This window comes from Clostridium transplantifaecale, assembly GCF_900626075.1.
Taxonomy (GTDB): domain Bacteria; phylum Bacillota; class Clostridia; order Lachnospirales; family Lachnospiraceae; genus Otoolea; species Otoolea transplantifaecalis.
In genome coordinates this window covers 1-26,778 of the sequence record NZ_UYZY01000002.1, presented here as the reverse complement: position 1 = coordinate 26,778, position 26,778 = coordinate 1, and the positions used below count along the sequence as shown (strand labels likewise).

Below are 26,778 nucleotides of genomic sequence, written 5' to 3'. Positions count from 1 at the left end.
ATAATGGAACGCAATGTGAGTATGGAAGAGATATCGGATGGCAAGCTGTACGGGCCGAATGATATGGTGAAAGCAGACTGCCAGGATTGTAAGGGCTGTTCTGCCTGCTGCAGAGGGATGGGAACTTCGATTGTTCTCGATCCGCTTGATATTTACCGTCTGACGGTTCATCTGGGCAGGAGCTTCGAGGAACTGCTGGCGTCCGGAGTGGAGCTGAACCTGGCAGACGGGTTGATCCTCCCTAATCTCGGAATGAAAGGGAAAGATCAGCAGTGCGCCTTTCTGGACGGAAACGGCAGGTGCAGCATTCATGCATACAGGCCGGGTATCTGCCGGCTTTTCCCGCTCGGGCGTTTCTATGAGGACGGCGGTTTCCGGTATTTTCTCCAGACGAACGAGTGCAGGAAGGAGAACAGGACCAAGGTAAAGGTCCGCAAATGGATTGATACGCCGGATATCAGACAGTACGAGCAGTTTGTTTCGGACTGGCATTATTTTCTGAAGAAGCTCCAGACTGCGGTAAAGGAAAAGCCAGATGAAGGGGCGGTAAAGGATATCAGCATGTATATCCTAAAGCAGTTTTATATGCTGCCTTATGAACCGGAACATGATTTTTACGGACAGTTTTATCAGAGATTTGAAGCTGCCGCAGCGTTTTCAGAGCAGTTTTTAGAGAGATTATACGCAGAATAAGATATATGGCTAAAAGACCGGGATTCCGGGGCTCCACACGCTTAAAGGCGATGGAAACCCGGAATCCCGGTCTTTCTTTTTTAATATTGCCTGACCGTCATGCCATGAAAGAAAAATATATAATCACGACGATACCAAGCAGGATTCTGTATACGCCGAATACCTTGAAGTCATGGTTGCGGATATAACCCAGGAGAAGCCGGATGGCAACAATGGAAACGATGAAGGATACCATGGTTCCGATAATCAGAAGGATCCATTCCGTACCTGAGAACATTCCTACTTTAAGGAAGTATTTAAGCAGTTTCAGTCCGCTGGCTCCGGCCATAACCGGAACGGCCAGAAAGAAGGAAAATTCACTTGCCACGTAACGGGAGCAGCCAAGCAGGACGGCGCCCAGAATCGTTGCCCCGCTGCGCGAAGTACCCGGAACTGCGGCGAGAACCTGGAAGCATCCGATAAAAAATGCCGTCTTGTAGGTCAGATCCTGGAGTGAAGTCATTGAAGGTGAGACGTTTCTGCTCTCTATTATAATGAAAGCAATACCATAAAGAATCAGTGTGGCGGCAATCACATAGACGCCCGACAGGTAATCTTCCAGTATCATATCTAGGGGCAGGCCGACAATCACGATGGGGATGCACCCGGCAATTACTTTCTTCCATAAATCAAAGGTCTCTTTTTTATCCCTGTAACCTTTTTGCGGTGAAAAGGGATTCAGTTTGTCAAAGAATAAGACAAGTACGGCCAGAATCGAACCGAATTGAATCACAACCTTAAACACTTCAAAAAATTCAGGGCTGGAAGCCATCGGCCAGATGTTGTCAAATAAAATCAGATGCCCGGTACTGCTGATTGGCAGCCATTCCGTAATTCCCTGAATCATTCCCAGAATGACGGCTTTTACAATTTCGATAAAATCCATAAGCTGTTTTCTCCTTTACACATGCTTTTCTATTGTATTTCACATCGGGAGAAAATACAACTGAATTTTCTTTGAAGCAATTTATTAAGAAAACAGTAGTTATTGTTTACTGGGGATGTATTCCGCGTCTAAATTGATTAAGCCGGAGATTACCGGTATAAAAACAAACCCGCCAGCCCCGTCAGTGACATCAGAAAGACCGGCCCCACTTTTTTTCTTCGCAGAATCAGCATGGAACCGAGAAACACCAGGACGGCGCCCAGGTCGATATCGGGATGAGCGGTAAAAACGGATGAGCCTGTGAAGGTGAGCAGCATAATGGAGGCCGCGGCCGAGACGACGAGTCCCAGCGACGCGGACTTAAGGCCCTTCAGGACTTCCGTCACATACTGTGATTTTTTATACCGGTTGAACAGACAGTGCAGGCCTACGGACAGGCTGATGCCTGATATGACGCAGCCGAGGGTAGCCAGGGCTGCGCCGGGGAGTCCGGCGATCCGGATTCCGACAAAGGTGGAAGTATTTACGGCCAGAGGCCCGGGGGTCATCTGGGAAATTGTAATGATGTCGGTAAATATTTTCTGGGAGATCCAGCTGTATTTTCCCACAACCTGCTCCTGGATATTGGGGATGACTGCATAACCGCCGCCGATGCTGAAAAGCCCTATCTGAAAAAATGCGGTGAAAAGTTTCCATAAAAGATTCACGTCTGTCTACCTCCTGAGGTTATTGTTATTTTAATCCTAAGCGGTTTCACCGCCTGATTCTTGTTCCCTGACCCGTCTCTGTTCCCCGATGAGGAGGCGCAGAATACATAAAAAGCAGCATACGGCCAGAATCACGGCCACATTGATATGGAAAATAAAACCCGCTATAAAGGACGCGGGAACCATCATCGTGAGGAAAATGGAACGTTCCTTTACGATCATATCTGTCATGTCGATTACCAAATCTACGATGAGAGCCGCTGCGCCCGCCTGCATTCCTTTCAGTACGGCCGCAATCATCACATTGGTAGAAAATACTGTGTACCATGCAGAGACGGCGGACAGAATTGCAACGGGAGGAAGCACGGCCGCAAGACAGGACAGAAATACGCCAATCATGCCTGCGCTTCTGTATCCGGCCAGAGCGGACAGATTGATTGCAATTGCGCCGGGTACGGACTGGGCGACGGCCGCCATGTTCATCAGTTCTTCCTCGGTGAACAGTTTTTTCTGTTCGACAAAGTATTTGCGAATCATAGGAACGACGACATATCCGCCGCCAAATGTGAAGGCGCTGATGAAGAGGTTGATGGAAAACAGCCATAGGTACAGGCCGGGGCCTGTTTTTGGGGATTCCTTCTTGATGGGTTCTTTTTCTAATAATGTCTTTTCGATAAAGGTCTTCTCAACAGATGTCTTCTCAACAGATGTCTTCTCAACAGATGTCTTCTCAATAGATGTCTCTTCTATAGATACGCAGTTTTGATGCATACGTTTTTCCTCCTGGATATCATGATAAATTTAGTGAGATGGCGGACGGGAGCATACCGTCCATGCTGCGTTCTCATTCCTCATTATACCGTTTGCATACCCATCTGTAAAATGATATAATTTTGTTATATCAATTACTTTTATTCATGTCACTTTGGTTTATCTGACTTTTGGTTTGTACGACTTTAGTTCATGTGAATTTGAACTATGCGTTTGCGATTTATATATAAATTACCGGGAGGTTGGGCGATGACACTCAGGCATTTCAGGATATTCAAGGCGGTGGCGGAGACAGGCAGCTTCACGAAAGCGGCGGAGAGCCTGTATATTACACAGTCCGCAGTTTCCCACGCTATCAGGGAACTGGAGGAGAGGGCAGGCACGGCGCTGTTTGACAGACTGTCGAAGAGCATCAGTATAACGGAAAGCGGCAGGCTGCTTCTGGAGGAGGTGACGCCGATTCTGGCATCGTGTGATGTACTGGATTCCAGGATCAACTGCCTGGAAAAGCAGGCTCCGGTCCACATTGTTTCCAGTATTACGATAGCGGCGTTTTATCTGCCCGCTATATTGAAACAATTTGGGGAGCTTTGGCCCGGACTTCCGGTTACTGTGGAAGTGGTTCCGGCGGCTACGGCGGTTGAAGTGCTCCAAAATGGCGAGGCCGATTTTGCGCTGATAGAAGGGGCTGCTCCCCAGGGGCCATTTATCTGTGAGGCCTTTGATTCATATAAAATGTACATTTTGTGCTGCCCCGGATATCTGGCCGGTTATCCGGCTGAGGAGGAATGTCTGTCTCTGGAACGATTTTGTGGCGAGCGTCTGCTGCTTCGCGAGAAGGGCAGCGCCATCCGCGACACGTTGGACAGCACTCTGTATCTGGCCGGTTACACGGCTTATCCCGCATGGACCAGCGTCAATTCTACCGCGCTTATTGAAGCGGCAAAGGCCGGTCTTGGCCTCACGGTACTGCCGGATATACTGGTCAGAAAGGAGCTTGAGGAGTGGAGTCTTATATCGGTCAGGATGGACGGTCTGCAGCTTAAGAATGATCTTCTTGTTATCCGGCATAAAGAAAAGCACATGACGGAACCGCTTCGGTCCCTTCTTCGGCTGATTTCCGGAAAAGGGGAGGTAAAGTCCGGGTAAAACTTTAGAAAAGTCCTTGAATCTGTGAAAATAATCGGCTAGAGTAGAAATGCATCAGAAATGTACCGGAAAGGATTAATTTATGCTGAGAGCTGATTTTCATACACATACAACATTTTGCGATGGAAAGAGTACCGCCGCACAGATGGTGGAGGCGGCTTATAAAATGGGGATGACCGATTTCGGAGTCTCCGGCCACGCCGATTTTTCTTTCTGCCTGAAAGATTTTGGAATGCCGGATCAGGTTCTTAAACAATACAGGGAAGAGCTTCACAGACTGCGCGAGGAATATGCGGGGAGAATGAATCTCTATATTGGAATTGAGCTGGACTGTCTGGGACCCGTCCAGGAGGCGGAGTATGCCATCGGTTCCACCCACTGTGTTTTTAAAAACGGGGAATATATCGAGATGGATGCCGGCCGGGAGAGGCTGACGGCTGCGGTGAACCGCCTGTGGAACGGAGACTGGTATGCCCTGGCCCGCGATTATTATGAGCTGGAGGCGACGGTCTATGACAGAACCCGCTGTGACTGGGTGGGACACTTTGATTTGATGACGAAGTTTAATGAGGGTTACAGGGACTTTGACGAGACAAGGGATGAATACCTGGAACCGGCCCTGGCGGCGATGAAAAAACTGAATGCGGAGGGCCTGCCTTTTGAAATTAACACGGGCGTCATGTCGAGAGGATATAAGACTCAGCCATACCCGAACCGGATTCTATTGAAAGAACTGAAGAACATGGGCGGCCGGATTATGATCAACTCCGACAGCCACTGTGCCGATACCATTGGATACCGGTTCGAACAGGCGGCCAGGCTGGCGGCGGAATGTGGTTTTACCCATACGACGGTGCTGGCGCCGGGCGGAGGATTCCGTGAGGTGGAACTGTAAAACTGTATTTATAAAGGACATTTTATATAAAGTGGAGGAAGTTGAGTGTTTTATAATTCGGCTAAAGGTTGATAAATGTTCAAGAGATAATCCGTCAAGTTATATATATATTTTAGAAACAAAAATGGGATAAAAGAGTAGTTAGAGAGTTATATATAATAATTAGGAAGCTATGGTGCAAATTTTGGCCATAGCTTTTTTTCCACCCAACTTTTCCCAACTCTTTACATTACACTGATAACAGACTTTACATTACTCCCGTATACTTAATACTGCACCGGACAAAACGCAGACAGCGGAGTACCGGAGCGTTATTCAGACTAATATAAAGAGAGGATATAACATGAAAAAGAGAGGATTATCTGTACTGCTGGCGGCAGCCGTAACAGTGGGAGCCTTGGCGGGATGTTCCAGCCAGACCACATCGGAGGCAGTAGATTTAAACAGTATGAGTGTAGACGCAATTCTGACGGAGGCGAAGAAAGAGGGAAGAGTTGATTCGGTCGGAATGCCGGACACATGGGCAAACTGGATTGAGACATGGGAAGGAATCAAGAGCGAATACGGTCTGGAGCATACGGACACCGACATGTCATCTGCCGAGGAAATTTCCCTTTTTGAGGCGGAGAAGAAAAAGGCGACAAAGGATATCGGGGATGTGGGGCAGGCATTCGGACCGATTGCCGAGGAAAAAGGCGTCACTTTAAAATATAAGACAAGTTACTGGGATTCCATTCCGGACTGGGCTAAGGACGATGACGGAGACTGGATCATCGGTTATTACGGCACAATGACGATGATGACCAATAAAAAGCTGGTCAAGGAGGCGCCGAAGTCCTTTGCTGACCTGCTGGAAGGTGACTACAAGATAGCGGTAGGCGATGTGTCGGCGGCAAACCAGGCGCAGTTCGCAGTTCTGGCGGCAGCCATTGCAATGGGCGGGGATGAGAGTAATATTAAACCCGGACTTGACTTTTTTAAGCAGATTGCCGAGCAGGGCAGACTCGACCTGGGTGAGTTCTCCATGGCGCGCATTGAAAAGGGCGAAGTAGGGGTCGCTTTCCTCTGGGACTATAACGCACTCGGTTACCGTGACCAGTTTGTAGAGAACAATCCCAGTGCAGATTTTGAAATCAACATCCCGTCGGAGGGCTCCATTCAGAGCGGATACTGCACGATTTTAAACGCCTACTCCCAGAGACCTCACGCAGCAGCTATGGCCCGTGAATACATATTGAGCGACGAGGGACAGATTAACCTGGCAAAGGGGTATGCAAGACCCGTCAGGGACGTGGAGCTTCCGCAGGAGGTGAAGGAAAAAATGCTGCCGGACGATCAGTATGAGAACAGCCGCATGGTGAAGGATCAGGCAGCCTGGGACAAGACGACGAAAGAGATCGGAGCCATGTGGCAGGAAGAAGTAGTGGCTTACGCAAAATAATATGGGGAGAATGAAAGCGTGAAGAAAAGAACTTATTTCGCCGCTCTGCTCCCGTTCTTGATACTGGCAGGAATGTTTGAAATCCTGCCGGTATTCACTATTATCGTGAAAAGTTTTATGCCTGAGAGCGGAGAAACCGGCTTTACAATACAAAATTATATTAATATATTCAGCAAACCGCTGTATCTGACGGCAATTAAAAACAGCCTGCTAATTTCCGTAGTTTCGGCTGTAATCGGTCTGTCCGTCGCCTTTGTAGGAGGCAGGGCCGCATGCGAGAAGGGAGGCCGCGCGAAGCGCATTTTTATGAGCATCCTCAACATGGTTTCCAATTTTTCCGGAGTTCCGCTGGCTTTTTCCTTCATCATCCTGCTCGGCAACGCCGGAGTGATTACAATCCTGGGCCGCAGCCTGGGAATCAGTGCGGCTGCCGAGTTTCCTCTGTACACGGTCTGGGGACTGATGCTGACCTATGTGTACTTTCAGATTCCGCTGGCGACGCTGCTCCTGATTCCCGCCTTTGATTCAATCAGAAATGAGTGGAAAGAGGCGGTCAGTCTGATGGGAGGAAACAGCGCCGTATTCTGGAGAAAGGTGGGAATTCCGGTTTTAATGCCGAGTATCCTGGGAACATTTTCCACCCTGTTTGCCAATGCCATTTCAGCCTATGCGACGGCTTACGCCCTGCTCATGAATAACTTTTCTATCCTTCCGATCCGGATTTCGGAACAGTTTACCGGAGACGTGGTGCAGAGGCCCCAGTTTGGCAGCGCTCTGGCCGTTGTATTAATGATGATGATGACAATGTCTATTTTTATAACACAGTCACTTACCCGCAAAAAGGGAGAGGAGAGCCGATGAAAAAGAAAAAAACAGGTTCAGGCGCTGTCCTGATTGTGATTGGAATTTACCTTCTGATTCCCCTCTTTTTTACATTCCTTTACTCCATGTTCAGCGAGTGGATGGATATCATGCCGGAGGGATTTACTCTGAGGGCGTACACGGAAATCTTTTCGGACAGGGATTTCTGGATGTCGCTGGGAAGAACCATTCTGATTTCGGTCCTGCCGATTATCTTCTGTACGCTGGCCGTTCTTCTGGCAATGTATGTCGTGGTGGTTTACTGCCCGCGTCTTGATAAATACATGAAAATATTGTGCACGATGCCTTATGCCATCCAGGGAGTCATTCTTCCAATCAGTGTGCTGTCATTATATGCCGACGCTCCGGAACCTTTCAGCAACCGCCTTTTCATGCTGACGTCCACGTACTGTATTGTGGTGCTGCCTTATGTGTATCAGGGAATCCGCAATAACCTGAACGGGATGAATGCGTCAAGGCTGATCGAGGCGGCGCAGATGCTGGGTGCGGGACCGTTTTATGCCTTTTTTCACATTGTCGTCCCGAACATTATGGGAGGCGTCATGGTGTCCGCGATGCTTGCAATGGCGATTGTGTTTGGTGATTTTGTCGTCATTAATACGATGGCGGGCAATTATTTTCCAACGGCGCAGATGTATCTGTACGACGTGATGAAAAAATCCAGCCAGAGGACATGCGCCATTATTATTGTGCTTTTCTGTGTCACGCTTCTGATATCCGGCCTCGTATTTCTGGGAGGGAAAGAGGAGAAGGGACAGAGAAGAAAAAGAGAGGATAAAAAATGTCATATATAGAGTTCCGAAATATAGAAAAATATTATGGTGAGAACCAGGTGCTGAAAGGGATTGATCTGAATATCGAAAAAGGGCAGTTTGTCACCCTGTTAGGACCGTCAGGCTGCGGTAAGAGCACGCTTCTGCGCTGCCTTGCGGGCCTTGAGGAGGTCAATGGAGGCCGGATTTTCCTGGATGGGGAGGATATCACGGACAGGGAGCCGAAGGAGCGTAATATAGGGATGGTGTTTCAGCAGTACAGCCTTTTCCCCAACATGACGGCCGAGGAAAATATCGCGTTCGGGTTGAAACTGAAAAAGATGGCTCCGGAGGCGATCCGGGAAAAGGTGGCCGCCGCCGTCAGGATGGTGGAGCTCAATGGAAAAGAAAAACAGTATCCTTCGAGTCTGTCGGGAGGGCAGCAGCAGAGGGTGGCCCTGGCCAGGAGCATTGTGATGGAACCCAAGGTGCTGCTTCTCGACGAGCCTCTCAGCGCAATCGACGCCAAACTGCGGAAATCACTGCAGGTGAGCATTAAGCAGATTACGAAGAAGCTGGGCCTTACGGCAATCTTTGTCACTCACGATCAGGATGAAGCTATGGTTATGTCGGATGTGATTCACCTTTTCCATGAGGGCCGGATTGAGCAGTCGGGTGATCCGGTTTCCGTCTATACGAAGCCGGTCAGCAGTTTTGCCGCCAGCTTTATCGGCAATTACAACCAGGTGACACCGGAGCAGTTTTATGCAATGACGGGGAAAAGGAGGACAGGGGAGACAGCCATAAGGCCGGAGACGTTTTCTATCTCGTCATCACCGGTTGATAACGGGGAAGAGTACCATTTTGAAGGGGTGGTCGAGGACAATATGCCGAGGGGTAATGTACTCCGGTATCAGATCAATGTGAATGGCGTAAAAATCCACGCGGACGTGCTGTTCAGGAGCCGGGTGCTGTTCGACAACGGCGAGAGGGTCTATCTGTCCGTGGCGGAGAGAAACTGCATCTCATTGTAGTATAATCCGACAAATATCTGTTTATTGAGAGGAGCAACTATGATAAAAGATCAGAGAGGATTCAGTGAATCAGGAAACTGGTATAAGGGGAATCTGCACAGCCACACCACAAGCTCTGACGGCAGGCTGACACCGGACGAGGCGGTGGAACTTTACAGGGAGCACGGATACAGCTTCCTCTGTTTTTCTGAGCATGATTTGTATACGGACCGCAGAGATGAATTCGACTGTGAAGATTTTATTATTCTTCCGGGACTGGAGGCTTCCGTTATCTTGTGCGATAAGGAGCAGACGGGGAGCCGTCTGAAAGTACACCATATTCACGGAATACTGGGCACGGAAGAAATGCAGAGAAAGGCCGGAGCAAAGGTGTTCGAAGAGCAGGAATTTGTAGAACCGAGAAAATTCTGCGGAACCTGGGACGGAGCCGGGGAGTCACAGAAACTTTGTGATTACCTCAGAAGCAGAGGGTGCATTACGGTTTATAACCACCCCGTATGGTCGAGGGTGGAACCGGAAGAATTCATCCATACGGAGGGGCTGTGGGCGATTGAGATATTTAATTATAATACGGTAAATGAGAGCAACACGGGATTTGACTGCCTAAGCTGGGACAGGATGCTGCGCGGTGGAAGAAATATCGGCGCGGCAGCCACCGACGACAACCATAATGAAGGCAGCTTTGACGATGCATGCGGCGGTTACATCGTCGTGAAGGCGGAGAAACTGACCCATGAGGCGATTCTGGAAAATATGATAAAAGGCAATTACTATTCCTCCGCCGGGCCGGAAATTTATGACTGGGGGATTGAGGCCGGAAAAGCCTGGATTGAGTGCTCTCCTGTATACAGAATTGATTTTATTGCAGGTAACCATATAAATGACGGACGTTCCCTGGTATGCAAAAAACGTGGGGAAACGTTACAGAGGGGGATGTATACACTGCACGGGGATGAAGATTATATCAGGATCCAGGTCAGTGACAAATATGGAAGGACAGCCTGGACGAATGCAATTTTTGGTGATCGGTGAAATCAGGAAACCGGTCTTTTCCCGGGTTTCGAGTCAGGGAAAGAAGCGGAATCTGCGCAAAACAGGCCGGCGTGAGGGTACGCCGGCCTGTCTGAGGATATGTAATATGCTTTTTTCACTGTGCCATTTTATTCCGTCAAATTGATAAAGTATATTATACGACGGAAAAGGAAAAAATGGTGTTAAGAAAAGGTTAAAAGTTTAACATGGCGTTACGGATCGTGTCCCCGGATAAAGGCAGTATGCTGCGAACCGTTTCATTATGATTCTTTGGTGGTTGACATAAGCCGTTTCTGCTGTTATAGTAACAACTGTAATAATAAAATTAGAAAGATGGGAGATGGAAGGATGAAGATGTATTCTTGCAGATAGTGAATTTAATAGACGGCATGAAGAACGTTCAGATACCGGGGCATATGTATCTGTTTGTTTTTGTGCGATGCAAGAATATGAAGCTACAGTTCATAGCCGGACTGTTGCGATATGAATCCTTTCCTCTTAGAATTTGATAGATGTACGGTTTCCTCCGGAAAGTCGCCGGATGGAAGGCTGTGCTGTCCGCTGCCGCGGCGATTGCCGTCTGGCAGATACCGGCGGAATTTTAGCCGGGTTTCGGAATTGGGATACAGGATGCAGGAATATTCTTGCATCCTTTTTCAATGCATTTTTTCGATGCAGGTTTCGAAATGGAGGATGAAAGAATGGCACAAATACAGGTGAATCACTTAACATTTTATTATGAAGGAAGTTATGAGGAGATATTTAATGACGTTTCCTTCTCAGTTGATACGGACTGGAAACTGGGCTTTACGGGGCGGAACGGGAGAGGCAAAACGACGTTCCTGAATCTTTTGATGGGGAAATATGAGTACCGGGGAACGATTTTGGCACCGGTGGAATTTGAGTATTTTCCGTATCCGGTAAAAGATAAGACCAGGCTCACGATGGAGCTTGTGGAGGAGATCTATCCGGATTGTGAACTGTGGAGGCTCATGAGGGAGCTGAATCTGATGGAAATGGATCCGGAAGTCCTTTACCGTCCGTTTGACACCTTGAGCAACGGTGAACAGACCAGGGTGATGCTGGCTGTACTCTTTTTAAAAGAACACAGTTTTCTGCTGATCGACGAACCGACCAACCACCTGGACATGGATGCCAGGCAGGCGGTAAGCCGCTATCTGAATAAAAAAACGGGTTTTATCCTGGTATCCCACGACAGAGTCTTTATGGATGGATGCATTGACCACATTCTGTCCCTGAACAGAAATACAATCGAGGTGGTACAGGGGAATTTCAGCAGCTGGTGGGAGAATAAAAAGCGGAGGGATGAATCCGAGGCCCAGGAGAACGTAAAGCTGAAGAAAGAGATTGGACGGCTTAAAGAGGCGGCAAAGCAGGCGGAGCGGTGGTCGGATGATCTGGAAAAGACAAAAAAGGGAACAAGGATTGCCGGACTGAGGCCCGATCGGGGCTATATCGGCCACAAGGCGGCAAAGATGATGAAACGATCCAAGAATGCGGAGCACAGGATGGAAAATGCGGCTTCGGAAAAAGAGAAGCTTTTAAAGGACGTGGAGACAGCGGAACGTCTGAAAATTATTCCGCTGCACCATCACAAACAGCTTCTTGTGACAATGGAGGATGTCTCCCTGGGGTATCCGCAGGGGATGAAACCAGTCTGTGAGCATCTGTCTATGGAAATCAGGGTGGGGGACAGAACTGCCCTGGACGGACGGAATGGGACGGGAAAGTCGACGGTTATCAAAGCCATACTGGGAGGCGACGGCGCCCCTGAGGTGCTGTCCGGGCGGATAGAGACGGCTTCCGGGCTGATTATATCCTACGTAGCCCAGGATACGTCCTGGCTGAAGGGCGGTATCGGGGATTTTACGGAAAAATATGGGTTGGATGACACACTTTTCCGGGCTATTCTGCGGAAACTGGACTTTTCCAGGACGCATTTTGAGAAGGAGATGCAGTTCTACAGCGAGGGACAGAAAAAAAAGGTCCTGCTTGCCAAGAGCCTCTGCGAACAGGCTCATCTCTACATCTGGGATGAACCGCTTAACTTTATCGATGTGTTTTCCAGGATGCAGATTGAAGAGCTTGTAATGTCATACGGACTGACCATGATTTTTGTCGAGCATGACAGGGCGTTTACGGAGAAGGTTGCAACAAAACGGATCAATCTGTATAATACCTGATAGAATAGGCATCAGGTACAGTAATTTAAGACATTGAAGAATTCATCTGCAGATGGCAGCGTATTTTGATGCAGCATGAAGAGAGGTATTATGATATGACAGAGGGAAAGAAGCTTTTCTACGGCTTAAGCCTGCTGGGATTTGTGATTTCGTTTATACTGATTTTGAAGACAGATGGGGAGGTATTTCGTTCTTTCTTTTACTATGGGCATGATTATTTTATGGATTTTTTTAATCATATCTGGTATGTGAGGGATCGGGTGCACGTTTATGACACAAGCATTTATGCCAGCTTTCCTCCACTTGCCTATGTCCTTTACTATTTTTTGGGAAAATTCATTCCTGCCAGTGCAATAGAAGGACCGGGCAACCGGGCGGTGAGGGACAACCTCTTCGGGCTTAATCTGTATGTGGCTTATACGGCAGTACTGATCGTACTTCTCATCTTTCTGGTACAGCATTTCCTGAGGGAGAAGCGCAGGGGAGAGCAGTGCTTTCTTCTTATGATGATACTGCTGTCGGCGCCGTTTATCGGCCTTTACGAGCGGGGGAACTCGGCATTCATCGTGTTAATCCTGCTGTTTGCATTTACGGCGCTGAAGGACTCAGAGGAGCCGTGGAAGAGGGAGGCAGCCCTCGTCTTGCTGGCTGTGGCGGCGGGGCTGAAACTTTATCCGGCCGTCTTTGGACTCCTGTATCTTCAGGAAGGAAGATGGAAGGAGGCGGCCAGACTCACACTTTACGGACTGTTTCTCGTCTTCGTTCCTTTTGTGTTTTTCGGAGGATTTGGAAAAATACCGGTGCTTCTTTACAACTTTAAAGCAATCAGCAGTGAGATTGTACTGGGGGATCTGAGGAGCGCCACTTATGCTACTGTATGGATTGGCCAGAAACTCGGTATTTCGATGCCGATCCTGCTGGCGGCGGGGAGAGTGGTTTCGGCTTTATTCTTTCTGTTGTCCTGCGGCTGCGTGCTGCTTCAGAAAGATCTTTGGAAAAAGATGGTGCTCCTGGCCGGAATTATGATTTTCTTCCCGGTGTGGAGCGGAGCTTATACGATTATCTATATGACGCTGCCTCTGGTGTTGTTTTTAAAGGGAGACAGGGGCTCAGACATGGGCGGAACGGGATTTATCGGCATTTTATACCAGGTATTTTTTGCCTGTATCTTCACCATGCTTTTATGGAATACAGAGGGATTGGAAAATTTCTTTCACTCAGATTTTTCATATTCGATACGCGCTATTGGCTGTTGGGGACTGGTACTCACGGTAATGGCGGAAACCTTACTCTCACGAAAGGAAAAGAAATGTACAGGATTCTGATAGCAGAGGATGATCCGGTGATTGCCTCAGCGCTCCGGAAGCACCTGGCAACCTGGGGCTGGGAAGCCAGGAATGTGGAAAATTTTGAAAATGTACTGGGGGAATTTACTGCCTTTAACCCGCAGTTGGTTCTCCTCGACATTTCACTGCCGTTTTTCAACGGATTTCACTGGTGCAGCCAGATCCGGGCGGTTTCAAGAGTGCCGGTCATCTTCATTTCCTCCGCTTCGGACAATATAAATATTGTGATGGCGGTAAATATGGGAGGCGACGATTTTATCGCAAAACCGTTTGACCTCACGGTGCTGACGGCAAAGATACAGGCCCTGCTCCGCAGGACCTATGAATTTGCCGGACAGAGCCGTCTCATTGAGCACAGAGGCGCGGTCTTTAACTGTGATGACGGAACGCTCACATACAATGGGGAAAAGATTGAATTTACCAAAAATGAATACAGGATTCTTCAGGTGCTGCTGGAACACAGGGGGAAAATTGTGAGCAGGGACGCGCTGATGATTCGTCTGTGGGAGTCGGACAGCTATGTGGACGATAATACCCTGACCGTCAATGTGACCAGGTTGAGAAAAAAGTTGGAGCAGGCGGGGCTGACCGGATTTATTATGACGAAAAAGGGCAGCGGGTATCTGATTGGCTAATGTGCCGGTACAGGGAGGAACAGAAATATGGAGAAAAAAGAGGCGCTGAGAATGGAGAAAGCTGCGGACAGAAAACCCGCAATGGGTTCAAAAAGAATAGAGCGGGATGACGGGAAGCGGAAAATTACGAAGGCGTCTCTCATCCGCATCTATATTGCACAGTTTAAGGGGCCGTTTGGCCTCTTTTTGCTTTTTTGCGGGATATTTGCTGTTGTATTTTACCTTTACCATCTTCCGGCAGAGGCCGTATTGTACGGGCTGGTTCTCTGCAGTGTTTTGACTTTCATTCTTGTAGCCGTAAAATTCAGGAAATTTGCGGAAGAATACCGGATGATGGAGAGGATACTGCGTGAACTGAGGACGGAACCGGACGGCTTTTACGTGGAAGAGCTTCCTGCGGCGCGTTCCGTCAGGGAAGGAGAATATCAGAGAATCATATTCCTGCTGTGTGAGAAAATGAGGCGGATGAACGGTGAGTTCGAGACAGCGAAGGGGGATATGACGGATTACTATACGATGTGGGTCCACCAGATAAAAACACCGATTTCGGCTATGCATCTCCTGCTCCAGACAGGGGAGGAGACCAGCTGCGGAGACGGAGAGCTGGCCGAGCAGTTATTTAAGATAGAAGAATACGTCAATATGGTGCTTCAGTATCTGAGGCTGGACGGAGGGAGTGATCTGGTTCTCAAAATGTACAGCCTGGATGATATTGTACGGCAGGCGGTCCGCAAGTACGCGGGCATGTTTGTGAGAAGGCGGCTGTCCCTGTCGTATCAGCCTCTGGATTGCCGGGTGCTGACAGATGAAAAATGGCTTGTTTTTGTGATCGAGCAGGTTTTATCCAATGCAGTAAAGTACACAAAGCAGGGCGGTATCTCCATTTATATGGAGGAAGGGAAGGAGAAGACCCTGGTCATCAGCGACACCGGCATTGGTATTGCGCCCGAGGATCAGCCCAGGATATTTGAAAAGGGATTCACCGGATATAACGGGCACAGTGACAAAAAATCAACGGGAATCGGCCTTTATCTATGCCGCCGGATTTTAAACAGGCTGTCGCATGAGATTTCGGTGGAGTCGGAACCCGGAAAGGGAACCAGAATCCGGATCGATCTCGCTACGGTCAAGATTGAGACGGAGTAGGAATCTTCAGGCAACCTTACATGATTGTAAGGAACTGTGGCAAAATGTAAGCCTGATCTATGGCAGATCCCCGGATGCTTTTTGTATAATGTCGGTATCCCGAAAAAAGGAGGACAAACAAATGGCTGTTTTGGAAGTACAGCATTTAAAGAAGGTATATACAACAAGGTTCGGCGGAAACAGGGTGCAGGCGCTTTCGGACGTGAGTTTTACGGTAGAGAAGGGGGAGTATGTAGCCATAATGGGTGAGTCGGGCTCGGGAAAGACGACTTTACTAAACATTCTGGCATCCCTCGACAGGCCTACGGAGGGGAAGGTGCTTTTGGAAGGCAGGGATATGGCGGGTATCCGGGAAAGGGATATGGCTGCGTTCAGAAGGGATAACCTGGGTTTCGTGTTTCAGGACTTTAACCTGCTCGACACATTTTCGGTAAGGGACAATATTTTTCTGCCTCTGGTACTTGCGGGAACACCCCATAAGGAGATGGAACTCAGGCTGGAACCGCTGGCTGCAAAGCTGGGGATCAGTGAGATTCTGGATAAATTTCCCTACGAAATTTCGGGAGGCCAGAAGCAGAGAACTGCCGCTGCACGGGCAATGATTACAAGACCTCAGATCCTTCTGGCCGATGAGCCGACCGGGGCTCTGGATTCCAGGGCCGCCGACGGACTGCTTAAGATATTTAACAGGGTGAACGATGAAGGGCAGACGATTCTGATGGTTACGCACAGTGTGAAGGCGGCCAGCCATGCGGGGCGTGTCCTGTTTATTAAGGATGGAGAAGTATTCCACCAGCTATACAGGGGAAGAAAAACGAATGAGGAGCTGTATCAGAATATAGCGGATACGCTGACGGTGATTTCGACAGGCGGTGAGAGAAAATGAGCAGGATATTTTATATGAAGCTGGCAATGCAGAATATCAGAAAAAATGCCAGGACCTATGTGCCCTATATTCTGACCTGCATAGGTTCGGTCATGGTGTTCCAGATTCTTTTGACACTTTCACTAAATACGGAACTGGACGGAATATACGGCGGCAGTAATATGCGGGTGATTTTGCTGCTCGGCTGCATTATCATCGGATTCTTTACGGCAGGTTTCCTCTTCTATACAAACAGTTTCCTGATCAGAAGGAGAAAACGGGAAATCGGACTTTTTAACATTCTGGGGATGGAGAAAAAGCATATTGGCACAATCATGTTTTATGAGACGGTATTTATTGCGTTTGTAAGCCTGGCGGGCGGAATCGGAGGCGGTTTCCTGCTGTCAAAGGGTGTTTACCTGCTTCTGCTCAGGATGGTAGCGGCCGATGTACAGTGGGGCTTTCATTTTTCCGGCAGGGCCGCCGTAACTGCAGCGGTACTTTATGGCTGCCTGTTTCTCGTTATCATGGCCGTCAATATAGCGAGGGTGCACGTGGCAAGTCCTGTTGAGCTGCTGCGCGGCGGTATGGAAGGAGAGAGGGAGCCGAAAACAAGGTGGGTAACCGCAGTAATCGGAGTGATATTCCTGGGAATCGCATACTACATTGCCGTTGTCACGAAAAATCCCATGTTTCTGTTCCTGGGTTTCTTTGCCGCCGTGCTTTGTGTCATTATCGGCACATACTGTCTGTTTATTGCAGGGAGTATCGCACTGCTGAAGGCGCTGAAAAAGAATAAGCATTTTTATTACAGGACAGATCATTTTATTTCTGTATCGGGTCTGATTTACAGAATGAAACAGAATGCGGCCGGACTTGCCGGTATCTGTATTCTGTCTACCTCAGTAATCGTCATGCTCTCATCCACTGTGTCTTTGTACAGCGGACTGCAGGGAGTCTTAAAAAACCGCTTTGTCAGGGATATCTGCCTGACGGCCGGTGATATAGATAATGATACGGTGGAACGAATGGATCAAATTACGCGTGAGATCCTTTCTGAGGAGGGGCTTGCGGAGGAAAATGCATTCCGGTACAAGAACTTTGTATTTACCGCTGCCGAGGAGGAAAAGGGCGTGCTGCGGCCAATCGACGCCGGCCGGAGTTCGGAGATAGGGAGAGTTAAGACCATCTGTGTCATTACGGAAGGCGACTATAACAGAAATATGGGGAGCAGCCTTAAACTCAATCCGGGAGAAATTGTGGCCTTTGAGGGGGAAAAACCCTATGAAAAAGATACCCTTTCAATATATGGAAAATCATACCATACGGTACCGGCCGGAAAACTGACAATCTGGGAGCAGGATGAATCTTTTGGGCGTTACGGCGCTTACTATATCATCGTGCCGGATATCGATGAAATGAGACTGCTGCTGGGGATGGATATGGAGATGTTTGGGAGTGTGGAACGCGGGATACGCTACCAGTGCGCATTTGATCTTAACGCCGATGAGGAAACCCAGGTCCGTGTATACAAAAAAATAATGGAAAAAATGCAGGGGCTGTCCGCCGGAGTGCGGGGAGAGTCGGCGGCGGAAGAGTGGAGATTTTATTTCTCGCTTCATGCGGGCCTTTTGTTTCTGGGGATTTTCCTGGGGGCAATCTTTATCATGGCAACCGTCCTGATTATCTATTATAAGCAGGTCACGGAAGGGTACGACGACCGCGCCCGTTTCGAAATCATGCAGAAGGTGGGTCTGTCAAAAGAGGAGATACGGTGTTCCATCCGCTCTCAGCTCCTGTTAATGTTTTTTCTGCCGCTGGCGGCGGCAGCCCTCCATATCGCGTTTGCGTTTCCTATGACGGCAAGACTGCTGGCGCTCATGAATCTGACCGACGTGGGTCTGTTTATACGGTGTACGGCCGGTACCTTCGGGGTGTTTGCCGTGGTTTACTGCCTGGTATATGTGTGGACGTCCAGAGTTTATATGAAGATTGTAAGCTGAAGCAGACCGGACCCCATCCGAGGCGGAGCGTGGAAGACGTCGCTAAACGGCTGGAAATAACGGCAGGTGCGGTGAAAGGGCACAGTATAGGAGAGATATATGAAGAAAAGACAATTTTTATCCGGCATCATCCTGTTTTTATTGGCGGCCGCCGTCCTGTCCTGCGGGTTTAACCGGATCTCCGGTTTTGCGGTAAGATCGGGGCTTGCAGAGAGGCTTGGATTTGCTGGCAGAGAGGGGAAAGTGCTGGTTCGGCTGGAAGATGGAAATGCCAGCGCGGCCATAGAGAAAAATTTTACCGTACCCCTGGGAGAGGAGGGAACCGTGCTGGTTGAGTATGTTAAAAAGAGCGGAACCGCCAATGTCAGCATCACAAAAAACGGCCGGGAGGTGACAGAGCTGGACATTGCCTGTCAGGACGGCCCGGCCGGGGGAGAAAGCGGACAGGGGCCTGGAAAAAGGGGAGAGTTGAAGACTGTACTTGGCTGCGGTGTCTACACAATTAAAGTGGAGGCGGGGGATTACGGAGGAATCCTGGCCTGCAGCCTTTTAAGGGAGCAGACCTCCGATATGCCGTGAGGTAAAAGCCCCGGTTAACCGGTGAAACGGCTAGATTTTAATTCCCACCAGTAAAGCAATATCAAGCGCCTGGGAGGCGTCGATCTTAAGACCGCGCAGTTCACTGAAAGTTTCCGATACCGTGATTCCTTCGATGAGAGAGCCGGAGAGATCGACGCCTTTTAATGGTGTGTGGAAAAATTCGGCGCGGGTGAGGTTGACCTGCTCAAAGGTCGTCTTTTTCAGTTTGCTGTCCGAGAAGAAGGCCATGTTAAGCTTTGCGAAGGAGAGCGCAGAGTCCTTCCAGAGCGTATTGGAAAAATTTCCGTAGCAGTAGGAGCCTTTCTCCAGGCGCACGGAGAGAAAGGAACTGCGGCTGAAGTCACAGCCGTCCCCCTTGCAGTCGGCCATGATGCAGGTATTGAAATAGCAGTTGTTGAAGCAGCAGTTTGAAAAATCACAGTTTGTAAATGACGTGTTTAAAAATGAGCTGCCGCTGAAATCACAGTCCGAAAAGCGGCAGGAGGTAAAGGAAGTCTGCCGGAAATCGACTTTGAATGTTCCGGACCGTACTTCTTCCCCCGTATATACTGCGGCGCAGATGATATCCTCCTCCTCGGAGGCGGTGATTAAATCGTATTCTAACATAATTGGACTCCTGATGCAGATTTTTATTATGAGTTTGGACAGATTTTTAAGATATAGTCATTTTAGCAACGAAGGGGGTGCATGTCAAGCGATGGAGGGAGAGAGGCCGTGCTGGAACGCGTCAAAAAAGCGGCCGAAGAAGGGGCGGAGAGTACGAGGCAGATGGAGGCCAGAAAAGGCCGGGCCAGCTATATGCTCTCAAAAGGAGCCGGCCATCTGGACCCGGGAGCGGTGACAATGTCTCTTCAGATTGGCTGTCTGTGCGATTATTTAATTGAAAAAGGCGGATGATATTATATCCGTCTCAACTTAAGGACATCTGGTAGAACAGTGGTTGGCTATAGACTAAATCTATAACCGACTACTGTTTTTTGCATTTTACGGAAAGTGCAGGAGCAGGCGATAGAACGGAGGTATATTAATGTCAGACATATGAGGGGAAGTGCCCCATGTATGCATGAATATTTTTGAGCAATTTAGTATAATTTGGATCATTTAAAAAGGGGATCATTTAAAAAAATCCTTGACTTGGAGTTCACTTTAAGGCGTATGCTGAATATGCGGCCAGATAATTTTGGTGACAGGGGGAAGATATTGGTATCAGGAAGAAGGAAAATCTGCATGCGGACTGAATACCGGCGACGTAATCAATATTCCGCCGGAGGATAAGCACCGGCACGGAGTGGCTAAGAATGGCTGGTTCCAGCATTTGGCCATTGAAGTTCCGGCCGAGGGCGCGTCAAATGAGTGGGTGGAATCCACCATATAAAAAAATATTAACAGGTTACCATAAACAGGATTGTCATGATACAGACATCCAATGGATCCGGATGACGGGAGGCAGGAGATAAAAATGAAATATACAGAATTAGGAAAAACAGGAATACAGGTTTCAAGAATCTGCGTGGGAGGTATGTCCTTTGGAAAGGCCGCGGAGGATTTTCACCTTTGGACATTGGATCAGGAGCATACTACGGCAATGATTGGCCATGCCCTGGAGCTAGGTGTTAATTTTATCGATACCGCTAATACGTATTCACACGGCACCAGTGAGGAATATATCGGTAATGCCCTGAAAGAGCTGGGAATCGGAAGAGATAAGGTGGTTCTGGCTTCCAAGGTCTATTTTAATGAAGGAAAGCTTTCGAAAGAAGCGATAGCAAGAGAAATAGACGGAACCCTGAGGCGTCTTGGAACTGATTATCTGGATCTCTATCAGATTCACCGCTTTGACTATGATACACAGGTTGAGGAGACCATGGAGGCTTTGGATAGACTTGTAAAGGCGGGAAAGGTCCGAGCAATCGGTGCATCCGCCATGTACGGATATCAGTTCCATAATATGCAGATAGCGGCAGAGAAAAACGGATGGACACTTTTTTCCACAATGCAGAATCACTATAATCTTTTATACAGAGAGGACGAAAGAGAATTAATTCCAATCTGTGAGCAGTACCATGTGGCGAGAATTCCATACAGCCCGCTGGCGGGAGGACATCTGACACACACCGGGTGGACGACGGAGTCAAAAAGAAGCCGGACGGATAAGACGCTCCGTTTAAAATACGACCAGGCGATGGACAATGACCTTCAGATCATCGGAAGGGTCGATGATTTGGCAAAGAAATACGGCGTTTCCATGTCACAGATTGCACTGGCATGGCAGTATAAAAAGGGAGTTACGGCCCCGATCGTCGGAGCTACCAGTGTGCCTCACTTTGACGATGCGGTCAAAGCGGTCGATCTTACCATTTCAGACGAAGATGTTTCTTATCTGGAGGAATTATATTTAAGGCATAAGATTGTCGGCGCCTTACCGGAAGAATAGAAGTCCGCACGTTTTGCTTAAATGAAGTGTAATAATTCTTAAGTTGAAATGAATATTGCAATGAACTATAGTATAGCTGTACTCGGATTAAGACAACAAAGTCAGTGCTTTTCAGGAGATTTCTGTATTGCATGAGACGGGAAAGCGGAGAAACAGCATGAAAAGAAAATTGGTAATATTAGGTCTGGCAGCTCTTATGGGAATCATGTCCGGCTGCGCAGAAAAGGCATCGGAGGAAAAGGCCGGACAGGAAGAAACCGGCGGACTGATTTCGATTGACAGTGGAGACGGTGAGAGTGAGAACACACAGGAGGGCGGCCATGAAGAGGACCAGTACGGGCCTCAGATAGAAGAGCAGACATTTGACGTGACTTTGGATGGCTGGGGGAATGTGACATTTGCGGCATTTATGCCGAAAGAGAACAGAGACGAAGATGTCAGCTTTAAATTGATGAGGAACGGAGAAACGGCCTTTGATCTGCCGGGAATGACGGAAGATAACAGGCGTACGGAACAGCATTTTATCAAAGTTGCAGCGGTTGCCTTTAAAGACTACAACGGAGACGGGAAGAAAGATATCATTATTATCAATGAATACGCCCAGCAGGGCCAGCCCGAAAAAAGCTATAATGAAGTCAGGCTCTATACCCAGGCGGGAACAGGAAGAGAATTTTCCCTGGAACAGGGACTTTTAACGGAATATTTGATGAAAAACCATTATTCCGACACCATCCAGCTTGTAATGGAAGGAATCACCGAATACCAGGCGGACCAGAAAGCCGTGACGGAGGCCAAAGCCGGTGATGCCGCGCAGCAGGTGCAGCTCATGGCGGATAATGCCGCGCAGTGGGCGGATACAATGGCAGATGAGGGCGTCCTCCATTTCTACGCTGTGACGGATTTGGACCATAACGGAAGACTGGAACTGATCACATCCAGCTGCCAGGGAACGGGGGTATACACCTACAGTAATTACTACGAAGTAAATAAGAATTTTGACGGCCTTAATGTGTTTGAACCCAGCATGCCGGAGGGAGACTCCCAGGCTGACATTATCACCGATTCCGTGCCGGTATATTACGATGCCCAAAAGAATCTCTATTACTACATATTCGACGATACGATCAGAGGCGGTGCAGATATGACTTATACCTACAAGCGCGCATTGTTTATGACGGGAGGAAAGGTCGATGAGATGGGACTGGGATGCAAAGGCACTGTGTTTGACGGCCAGGCGGTAAGTGTCACCTACACAGACGCGGATGACAAGGAGATAAGTGAGGACGAATATTTAAAGATTGCAGATACAAGATTCAGCGGACTTGAGAAAAAAACAGTGTCGATTGACTGGCATAAGGCAGATAAGGCTGAATTACTTTCAATGGGGCGCGAACAGCTTGCGGCGAAGCTGTTGGAATCCTATAAGGGGTTTGGAAGTGAAAAATGAGAATTCGGCCGGATGGCCGGAGGTTGGGATGGGAGAGGGAAGTTGTGAGTCTTCAGTCCCAACTGCGTATGTTTGGATTTTATATGGGTGAATGTTTTAAGCTGTATTTTGGGAGATTATTTTAGGGCAATATGTTTAGAAGATTGTATAGAGATATTGCGCTGAAATACACTGTAAATTTTTAAATCAGTCAAATATTATGCATAATAACAGAAGTTGATCCGCAGCCTTATTTTATTGAAGGTACGAATCAACTTTTTGTGTATAAAAACAAACGTATGTCGGTAAACATGAACGTAGTGGCCGGGACAATACGCCCATCCGCCATCCTCCCACAGTACCCCTTCAACTAAATTTCACATAAAATTAGCACTCTCCACTTGACAGTGCTAATAACATCTGTTATATTACTACTAGAACACTGAAACAATCATAATTTTGCGAGAGGAGGCAGCAATTATGAATATCAATAAATTTACACAAAAATCTCTGGAAGCAGTGCAAAATACAGAGAAGTTAGCTTATGAATATGGAAACCAGCAGATCGACCAGGAACACCTGTTACTGAGTCTGCTGACGATAGATGACAGCCTGATTTCCAAACTGGTGACGAAGATGGGAATCTCCGCCGAACAGCTTGTCAATGAAGTGATACAGAGTATCGGAAAGCTTCCGAAGGTTTCAGGCGGGCAGGTTTATTTTTCCAATGATGCCAACAAGGTTCTGGTGAATGCAGAGGATGAGGCAAAGGCCATGGGAGACGAGTATGTTTCCGTGGAGCATCTTTTCCTTGCTATGCTGAAGCAGCCAAACCGTGCGGTGAAAGACCTGTTCCGGCTTTATGGAATTACAAGAGAGAATTTTCTGCAGGCGCTATCTACAGTGAGAGGAAACCAGAGAGTGGTCAGTGACAACCCGGAGGCGACCTATGACACGTTGAATAAATACGGTTATGACCTGGTGGAACGGGCCAGGGATCAGAAGCTGGATCCGGTAATCGGCCGTGACAGTGAGATCCGTAATGTGGTCATGATCCTTTCCAGAAAGACAAAGAACAACCCGGTGCTGATTGGTGAACCAGGAGTTGGTAAGACAGCCGTAGTCGAGGGCCTGGCACAGCGTATTGTCAGGGGAGACGTACCGGAGGGACTGAAGGATAAGAGACTTTTTGCCCTGGATATGGGCGCCCTGATGGCCGGAGCCAAGTACCGCGGTGAATTTGAGGAACGTCTTAAAGCAGTGCTGGATGAGGTGAAAAAGAGCGAAGGACAGATTATCCTGTTCATCGATGAGCTTCACACAATTGTCGGAGCCGGCAAGACGGAAGGTTCCATGGATGCCGGAAATATGCTGAAACCGATGCTGGCCAGAGGAGAACTCCACTGTATCGGTGCGACTACTTTGGATGAATACAGAAAATATATAGAAAAAGATGCCGCCCTGGAGCGCCGGTTCCAGCCGGTGCGCGTGGATGAGCCTACCGTTGAGGATACGATTTCTATCCTGAGGGGGCTGAAAGAGAGATACGAGGTTTACCACGGCGTAAAGATTACCGACTCGGCCCTTGTATCGGCAGCTATTCTTTCCGACCGTTATATTTCCGACCGGTTCCTGCCGGATAAGGCGATTGACCTGGTGGATGAAGCCTGCGCGATGATTAAAACGGAGATGGATTCCATGCCGGCAGAGCTGGATGAACTGTCGAGACGTATCATGCAGCTTGAGATCGAGGAGGCAGCCTTAAAGAAAGAGACCGACAGGCTCAGTAAAGACCGTCTGGAAGATCTGCAGAAAGAGCTGGCGGAGTTAAAAGACGAATTTACCGCCCAGAAGGCGCAGTGGGAGAACGAGAAGTCATCGGTAGATAAACTGTCCAAACTGCGTGAAGAGATTGAGCATATTAACGGTGAGATACAGGCGGCAAAACAGGCATACGATTTAAACCGCGCCGCGGAACTCCAGTACGGCAGACTGCCGGAGCTTACAAAACAGCTGGAACAGGAAGAGGAGCGCGTAAAGAACGAGGAGATGAGCCTGGTACACGAGAGTGTAACCGATGAAGAGATTGCCAGAATTATTTCCAAGTGGACCGGAATTCCGGTTGCCAAACTGACGGAGAGTGAGAGAAGCAAGACGCTCCATATGGATGAGATTCTCCACAAACGTGTGATTGGCCAGGATGAGGCCGTTACCAAGGTGACGGAGGCGGTGATCCGCTCCAAAGCGGGAATTAAAGATCCGTCCAAACCGATTGGTTCCTTCCTGTTCCTCGGACCTACCGGTGTCGGCAAGACAGAGCTTGCTAAGGCGCTGGCGGAAAGTCTGTTCGACGACGAGAATAACATGGTCCGTATCGATATGAGTGAATACATGGAGAAACATTCCGTATCACGTCTGATCGGAGCGCCGCCAGGATATGTCGGATACGATGAGGGCGGCCAGCTTACGGAAGCCGTCCGGAGAAAACCTTACTGTGTTGTCCTGTTTGATGAGGTCGAGAAGGCCCACCCGGACGTATTCAACGTACTGCTCCAGGTGCTGGACGACGGACGAATCACGGACTCCACAGGTAAGACGGTGGACTTTAAGAATACAATCCTGATTATGACCTCCAATATCGGCTCCCAGTATCTGCTGGAAGGAATCGACGGCAATGGCATGATCCTGCCGGATGCCGAATCAGCGGTTATGCATGATTTACGCGCCCACTTCCGCCCGGAGTTCCTGAACCGTCTGGATGAGATTATTCTGTTTAAACCCCTCACCAGGGCTAATATCGGCGGCATTATCAACCTGCTTGTGGAGGATGTCAACAAACGTCTGGCCGACAAGGAACTCTCCATTTCACTGACAGACCGGGCAAAGGAATTTATCGTGGAAAATGGATATGATCCTGTGTACGGCGCTAGACCTCTTAAGAGGTATCTGCAGAAAAACGTGGAGACTCTGGCCGCAAGATTAATTCTGTCGGACGGCGTAAGGGCGGGAGATACCATCCAGATTGACCTGGCTGATGGAAAGCTTGAAGCGTCTGCGGTTCGGGTGGAATAAATGCTGTGAGGGTTTAGTTGAGATGCGAGGACGCCTCTGTAAGACGGCGGACGGGGGAGTGGGAGGGTGTTTATGAGTCTTCAGTCCCGGTTTGCAGGTTGTGGTGAGGGGGAATCCAGGAGAAAAAATTCCTACGGGGACTCGCTTCCGCTTGTGGAATGCGCAGCGGATGCTAGATTCGAAAATACCTCATCAAGCACCGGCGGATTCCAAGGTCCCCTTCGGAAAGTTTTCTCCTTCCTTCCCCGGGCAGGGTGTCGGCGGGACTGAAGACTCAGCGAAGGTGATTGCCCCGTCCGCCGGCTTCAGGGGCTGATTGTCTCTTTCGTCAAGTGTGGTGGTGGTATTGTCGCGGCCACGATATAGTCGTGATTCTTTTATATTCTAATGACACCTTGGGCTGCATAAAAAGAGTATCAAAATAAACACTCTAAGATTATAAGTTTACACAGTCTCATCGTGAACAGGATATAGTTTTTAGGCATCCTTAGGCATCCAGAGAAACGTAGTGGTAGCGGCATGCGCCTCCCCTTTTGAAGAAAGAGGACAGATCAGCCGCCGCAGGCCGGGGGCCGGGCAGCCGTCTGGGCTGAGTCTTTCGTCCCGGCCATAACCTTCCTGCAGGGAAGAAGGGAGAAAAAGATTCCGGAGGGAACCTGGGAGTTCATCGGCACTTACCGAGGTATTTTCGAGGTTAGTGACCGTTATGTACTCCAACGAGCGCAAGCGTTTCCCGGAGGAACTTTTTCTGCCCGGATTCCCCGCC

24 protein-coding genes and 1 pseudogene are annotated in these 26,778 nt (G+C 48.7%); 20 read left to right on the top strand and 5 right to left on the bottom strand.

The features are described from left to right. Positions 1-3 precede the first annotated feature (3 nt). Entirely contained in the window at positions 4-693 is a 690-nt protein-coding gene (locus EJL91_RS05830; protein WP_125141051.1) for a YkgJ family cysteine cluster protein, read from the top strand. Between the two features lie 97 nt (positions 694-790). Here EJL91_RS05830 and EJL91_RS05825 read toward each other — a convergent pair whose 3' ends face one another. From EJL91_RS05825 to EJL91_RS05815, 3 genes are all read right to left on the bottom strand, one after another. Then, positions 791-1,618, bottom strand: coding sequence for an undecaprenyl-diphosphate phosphatase (locus tag EJL91_RS05825; protein WP_125141050.1), 828 nt, complete (start codon positions 1,616-1,618; stop codon positions 791-793). Positions 1,619-1,767: 149 nt separating this feature from the next. Beyond that, on the bottom strand, positions 1,768-2,325 hold the full coding sequence (locus tag EJL91_RS05820; protein WP_125141049.1) for a chromate transporter: 558 nt from the start codon (positions 2,323-2,325) through the stop codon (positions 1,768-1,770). 36 nt (positions 2,326-2,361) lie between these two features. Continuing rightward, the gene (locus EJL91_RS05815) at positions 2,362-3,096 is read right to left on the bottom strand and encodes a chromate transporter (protein ID WP_125141048.1); all 735 of its coding nucleotides are present in this window, start codon (positions 3,094-3,096) and stop codon (positions 2,362-2,364) included. Between the two features lie 249 nt (positions 3,097-3,345). On the opposite strand from EJL91_RS05815, the gene EJL91_RS05810 reads away from it, so the two are divergent. From EJL91_RS05810 to EJL91_RS05745, 14 genes are all read left to right on the top strand, one after another. Further along, positions 3,346-4,245 (top strand): LysR family transcriptional regulator, encoded by a 900-nt coding sequence (locus EJL91_RS05810; RefSeq protein ID WP_125141047.1) that lies wholly within the window; start codon positions 3,346-3,348, stop codon positions 4,243-4,245. Positions 4,246-4,327: 82 nt separating this feature from the next. Next, positions 4,328-5,140 (top strand): histidinol-phosphatase HisJ family protein, encoded by an 813-nt coding sequence (locus EJL91_RS05805; RefSeq protein ID WP_125141046.1) that lies wholly within the window; start codon positions 4,328-4,330, stop codon positions 5,138-5,140. Positions 5,141-5,483: 343 nt separating this feature from the next. Further along, complete coding sequence (locus tag EJL91_RS05800; RefSeq protein ID WP_125141045.1) at positions 5,484-6,581, top strand: ABC transporter substrate-binding protein; 1,098 nt, start codon at positions 5,484-5,486, stop codon at positions 6,579-6,581. Between the two features lie 18 nt (positions 6,582-6,599). Next, the gene (locus EJL91_RS05795; RefSeq protein WP_125141044.1) at positions 6,600-7,442 is read left to right on the top strand and encodes an ABC transporter permease; all 843 of its coding nucleotides are present in this window, start codon (positions 6,600-6,602) and stop codon (positions 7,440-7,442) included. Continuing rightward, a complete protein-coding gene (locus tag EJL91_RS05790; RefSeq protein ID WP_125141043.1) occupies positions 7,439-8,257 on the top strand; it encodes an ABC transporter permease in 819 nt (272 codons plus the stop codon). Before EJL91_RS05795 ends, EJL91_RS05790 begins: the two co-directional genes overlap by 4 nt. Continuing rightward, entirely contained in the window at positions 8,245-9,249 is a 1,005-nt protein-coding gene (locus EJL91_RS05785) for an ABC transporter ATP-binding protein (protein ID WP_125141042.1), read from the top strand. The genes EJL91_RS05790 and EJL91_RS05785 overlap by 13 nt, the downstream gene beginning before the upstream one ends. 39 nt (positions 9,250-9,288) lie before the next feature. Next, on the top strand, positions 9,289-10,281 hold the full coding sequence (locus EJL91_RS05780) for a PHP domain-containing protein (RefSeq protein ID WP_125141041.1): 993 nt from the start codon (positions 9,289-9,291) through the stop codon (positions 10,279-10,281). 701 nt (positions 10,282-10,982) lie between these two features. Continuing rightward, entirely contained in the window at positions 10,983-12,485 is a 1,503-nt protein-coding gene (gene abc-f / locus EJL91_RS05775; protein ID WP_125141040.1) for a ribosomal protection-like ABC-F family protein, read from the top strand. A 95-nt stretch (positions 12,486-12,580) separates the two neighbouring features. Next, entirely contained in the window at positions 12,581-13,810 is a 1,230-nt protein-coding gene (locus EJL91_RS05770; protein WP_125141039.1) for a glycosyltransferase 87 family protein, read from the top strand. Then, positions 13,795-14,466, top strand: a complete 672-nt coding sequence (locus EJL91_RS05765) for a response regulator transcription factor (protein ID WP_125141038.1) — start codon at positions 13,795-13,797, stop codon at positions 14,464-14,466. Before EJL91_RS05770 ends, EJL91_RS05765 begins: the two co-directional genes overlap by 16 nt. An 81-nt stretch (positions 14,467-14,547) precedes the next feature. Further along, a complete protein-coding gene (locus EJL91_RS05760) occupies positions 14,548-15,612 on the top strand; it encodes a sensor histidine kinase (protein ID WP_125142074.1) in 1,065 nt (354 codons plus the stop codon). 121 nt (positions 15,613-15,733) lie between these two features. Continuing rightward, the gene (locus EJL91_RS05755) at positions 15,734-16,498 is read left to right on the top strand and encodes an ABC transporter ATP-binding protein (protein WP_125141037.1); all 765 of its coding nucleotides are present in this window, start codon (positions 15,734-15,736) and stop codon (positions 16,496-16,498) included. Then, positions 16,495-18,480 (top strand): FtsX-like permease family protein, encoded by a 1,986-nt coding sequence (locus EJL91_RS05750; protein WP_125141036.1) that lies wholly within the window; start codon positions 16,495-16,497, stop codon positions 18,478-18,480. The genes EJL91_RS05755 and EJL91_RS05750 overlap by 4 nt, the downstream gene beginning before the upstream one ends. 99 nt (positions 18,481-18,579) lie before the next feature. Further along, on the top strand, positions 18,580-19,059 hold the full coding sequence (locus tag EJL91_RS05745) for a hypothetical protein (RefSeq protein WP_125141035.1): 480 nt from the start codon (positions 18,580-18,582) through the stop codon (positions 19,057-19,059). Positions 19,060-19,089: 30 nt separating this feature from the next. On the opposite strand, the gene EJL91_RS05740 is transcribed toward EJL91_RS05745, so the two are convergent. Continuing rightward, positions 19,090-19,686 carry a pentapeptide repeat-containing protein gene (locus EJL91_RS05740; RefSeq protein WP_125141034.1) on the bottom strand — a complete coding sequence of 199 codons (597 nt, stop codon included), beginning with the start codon at positions 19,684-19,686 and terminating at the stop codon, positions 19,090-19,092. An 81-nt stretch (positions 19,687-19,767) separates the two neighbouring features. Between EJL91_RS05740 and EJL91_RS05735 the strand changes: the two genes are divergently transcribed. The 5 genes and pseudogenes from EJL91_RS05735 (at position 19,768) to clpB (ending at position 26,012) form a co-directional block, all read left to right on the top strand. After that, entirely contained in the window at positions 19,768-19,977 is a 210-nt protein-coding gene (locus EJL91_RS05735) for a DAK2 domain-containing protein (RefSeq protein WP_243125250.1), read from the top strand. Positions 19,978-20,248: 271 nt separating this feature from the next. Next, a pseudogene (locus EJL91_RS05730) lies at positions 20,249-20,455 on the top strand (cupin domain-containing protein); the annotation flags it as partial. A gap of 84 nt (positions 20,456-20,539) precedes the next feature. Next, positions 20,540-21,514 carry an aldo/keto reductase gene (locus EJL91_RS05725; protein ID WP_125141033.1) on the top strand — a complete coding sequence of 325 codons (975 nt, stop codon included), beginning with the start codon at positions 20,540-20,542 and terminating at the stop codon, positions 21,512-21,514. A 157-nt stretch (positions 21,515-21,671) separates the two neighbouring features. Further along, on the top strand, positions 21,672-22,961 hold the full coding sequence (locus tag EJL91_RS05720; protein ID WP_125141032.1) for a hypothetical protein: 1,290 nt from the start codon (positions 21,672-21,674) through the stop codon (positions 22,959-22,961). A gap of 459 nt (positions 22,962-23,420) precedes the next feature. Then, positions 23,421-26,012, top strand: a complete 2,592-nt coding sequence (clpB, locus tag EJL91_RS05715; protein WP_125141031.1) for an ATP-dependent chaperone ClpB — start codon at positions 23,421-23,423, stop codon at positions 26,010-26,012. 477 nt (positions 26,013-26,489) lie between these two features. Here clpB and EJL91_RS24770 read toward each other — a convergent pair. After that, positions 26,490-26,778 (bottom strand): hypothetical protein (locus EJL91_RS24770; RefSeq protein ID WP_206429469.1); only part of this gene is annotated, 289 nt, incomplete at its 5' end.

Excerpts from the sequence above, each read along its gene's own strand:
- EJL91_RS05830 (WP_125141051.1), top strand. The coding sequence starts at position 4 with ATGGAACGCAATGTGAGTATGGAAGAGATATCGGATGGCAAGCTGTAC.
- EJL91_RS05825 (WP_125141050.1), bottom strand. The coding sequence starts at position 1,618 with ATGGATTTTATCGAAATTGTAAAAGCCGTCATTCTGGGAATGATTCAG.
- EJL91_RS05815 (WP_125141048.1), bottom strand. The coding sequence starts at position 3,096 with ATGCATCAAAACTGCGTATCTATAGAAGAGACATCTATTGAGAAGACA.
- EJL91_RS05810 (WP_125141047.1), top strand. The coding sequence starts at position 3,346 with ATGACACTCAGGCATTTCAGGATATTCAAGGCGGTGGCGGAGACAGGC.
- EJL91_RS05805 (WP_125141046.1), top strand. The coding sequence starts at position 4,328 with ATGCTGAGAGCTGATTTTCATACACATACAACATTTTGCGATGGAAAG.
- EJL91_RS05800 (WP_125141045.1), top strand. The coding sequence starts at position 5,484 with ATGAAAAAGAGAGGATTATCTGTACTGCTGGCGGCAGCCGTAACAGTG.
- EJL91_RS05790 (WP_125141043.1), top strand. The coding sequence starts at position 7,439 with ATGAAAAAGAAAAAAACAGGTTCAGGCGCTGTCCTGATTGTGATTGGA.
- EJL91_RS05785 (WP_125141042.1), top strand. The coding sequence starts at position 8,245 with ATGTCATATATAGAGTTCCGAAATATAGAAAAATATTATGGTGAGAAC.
- EJL91_RS05780 (WP_125141041.1), top strand. The coding sequence starts at position 9,289 with ATGATAAAAGATCAGAGAGGATTCAGTGAATCAGGAAACTGGTATAAG.
- abc-f (WP_125141040.1), top strand. The coding sequence starts at position 10,983 with ATGGCACAAATACAGGTGAATCACTTAACATTTTATTATGAAGGAAGT.
- EJL91_RS05770 (WP_125141039.1), top strand. The coding sequence starts at position 12,581 with ATGACAGAGGGAAAGAAGCTTTTCTACGGCTTAAGCCTGCTGGGATTT.
- EJL91_RS05765 (WP_125141038.1), top strand. The coding sequence starts at position 13,795 with ATGTACAGGATTCTGATAGCAGAGGATGATCCGGTGATTGCCTCAGCG.
- EJL91_RS05760 (WP_125142074.1), top strand. The coding sequence starts at position 14,548 with ATGGGTTCAAAAAGAATAGAGCGGGATGACGGGAAGCGGAAAATTACG.
- EJL91_RS05755 (WP_125141037.1), top strand. The coding sequence starts at position 15,734 with ATGGCTGTTTTGGAAGTACAGCATTTAAAGAAGGTATATACAACAAGG.
- EJL91_RS05750 (WP_125141036.1), top strand. The coding sequence starts at position 16,495 with ATGAGCAGGATATTTTATATGAAGCTGGCAATGCAGAATATCAGAAAA.
- EJL91_RS05745 (WP_125141035.1), top strand. The coding sequence starts at position 18,580 with ATGAAGAAAAGACAATTTTTATCCGGCATCATCCTGTTTTTATTGGCG.
- EJL91_RS05740 (WP_125141034.1), bottom strand. The coding sequence starts at position 19,686 with ATGTTAGAATACGATTTAATCACCGCCTCCGAGGAGGAGGATATCATC.
- EJL91_RS05735 (WP_243125250.1), top strand. The coding sequence starts at position 19,768 with ATGTCAAGCGATGGAGGGAGAGAGGCCGTGCTGGAACGCGTCAAAAAA.
- EJL91_RS05725 (WP_125141033.1), top strand. The coding sequence starts at position 20,540 with ATGAAATATACAGAATTAGGAAAAACAGGAATACAGGTTTCAAGAATC.
- EJL91_RS05720 (WP_125141032.1), top strand. The coding sequence starts at position 21,672 with ATGAAAAGAAAATTGGTAATATTAGGTCTGGCAGCTCTTATGGGAATC.
- clpB (WP_125141031.1), top strand. The coding sequence starts at position 23,421 with ATGAATATCAATAAATTTACACAAAAATCTCTGGAAGCAGTGCAAAAT.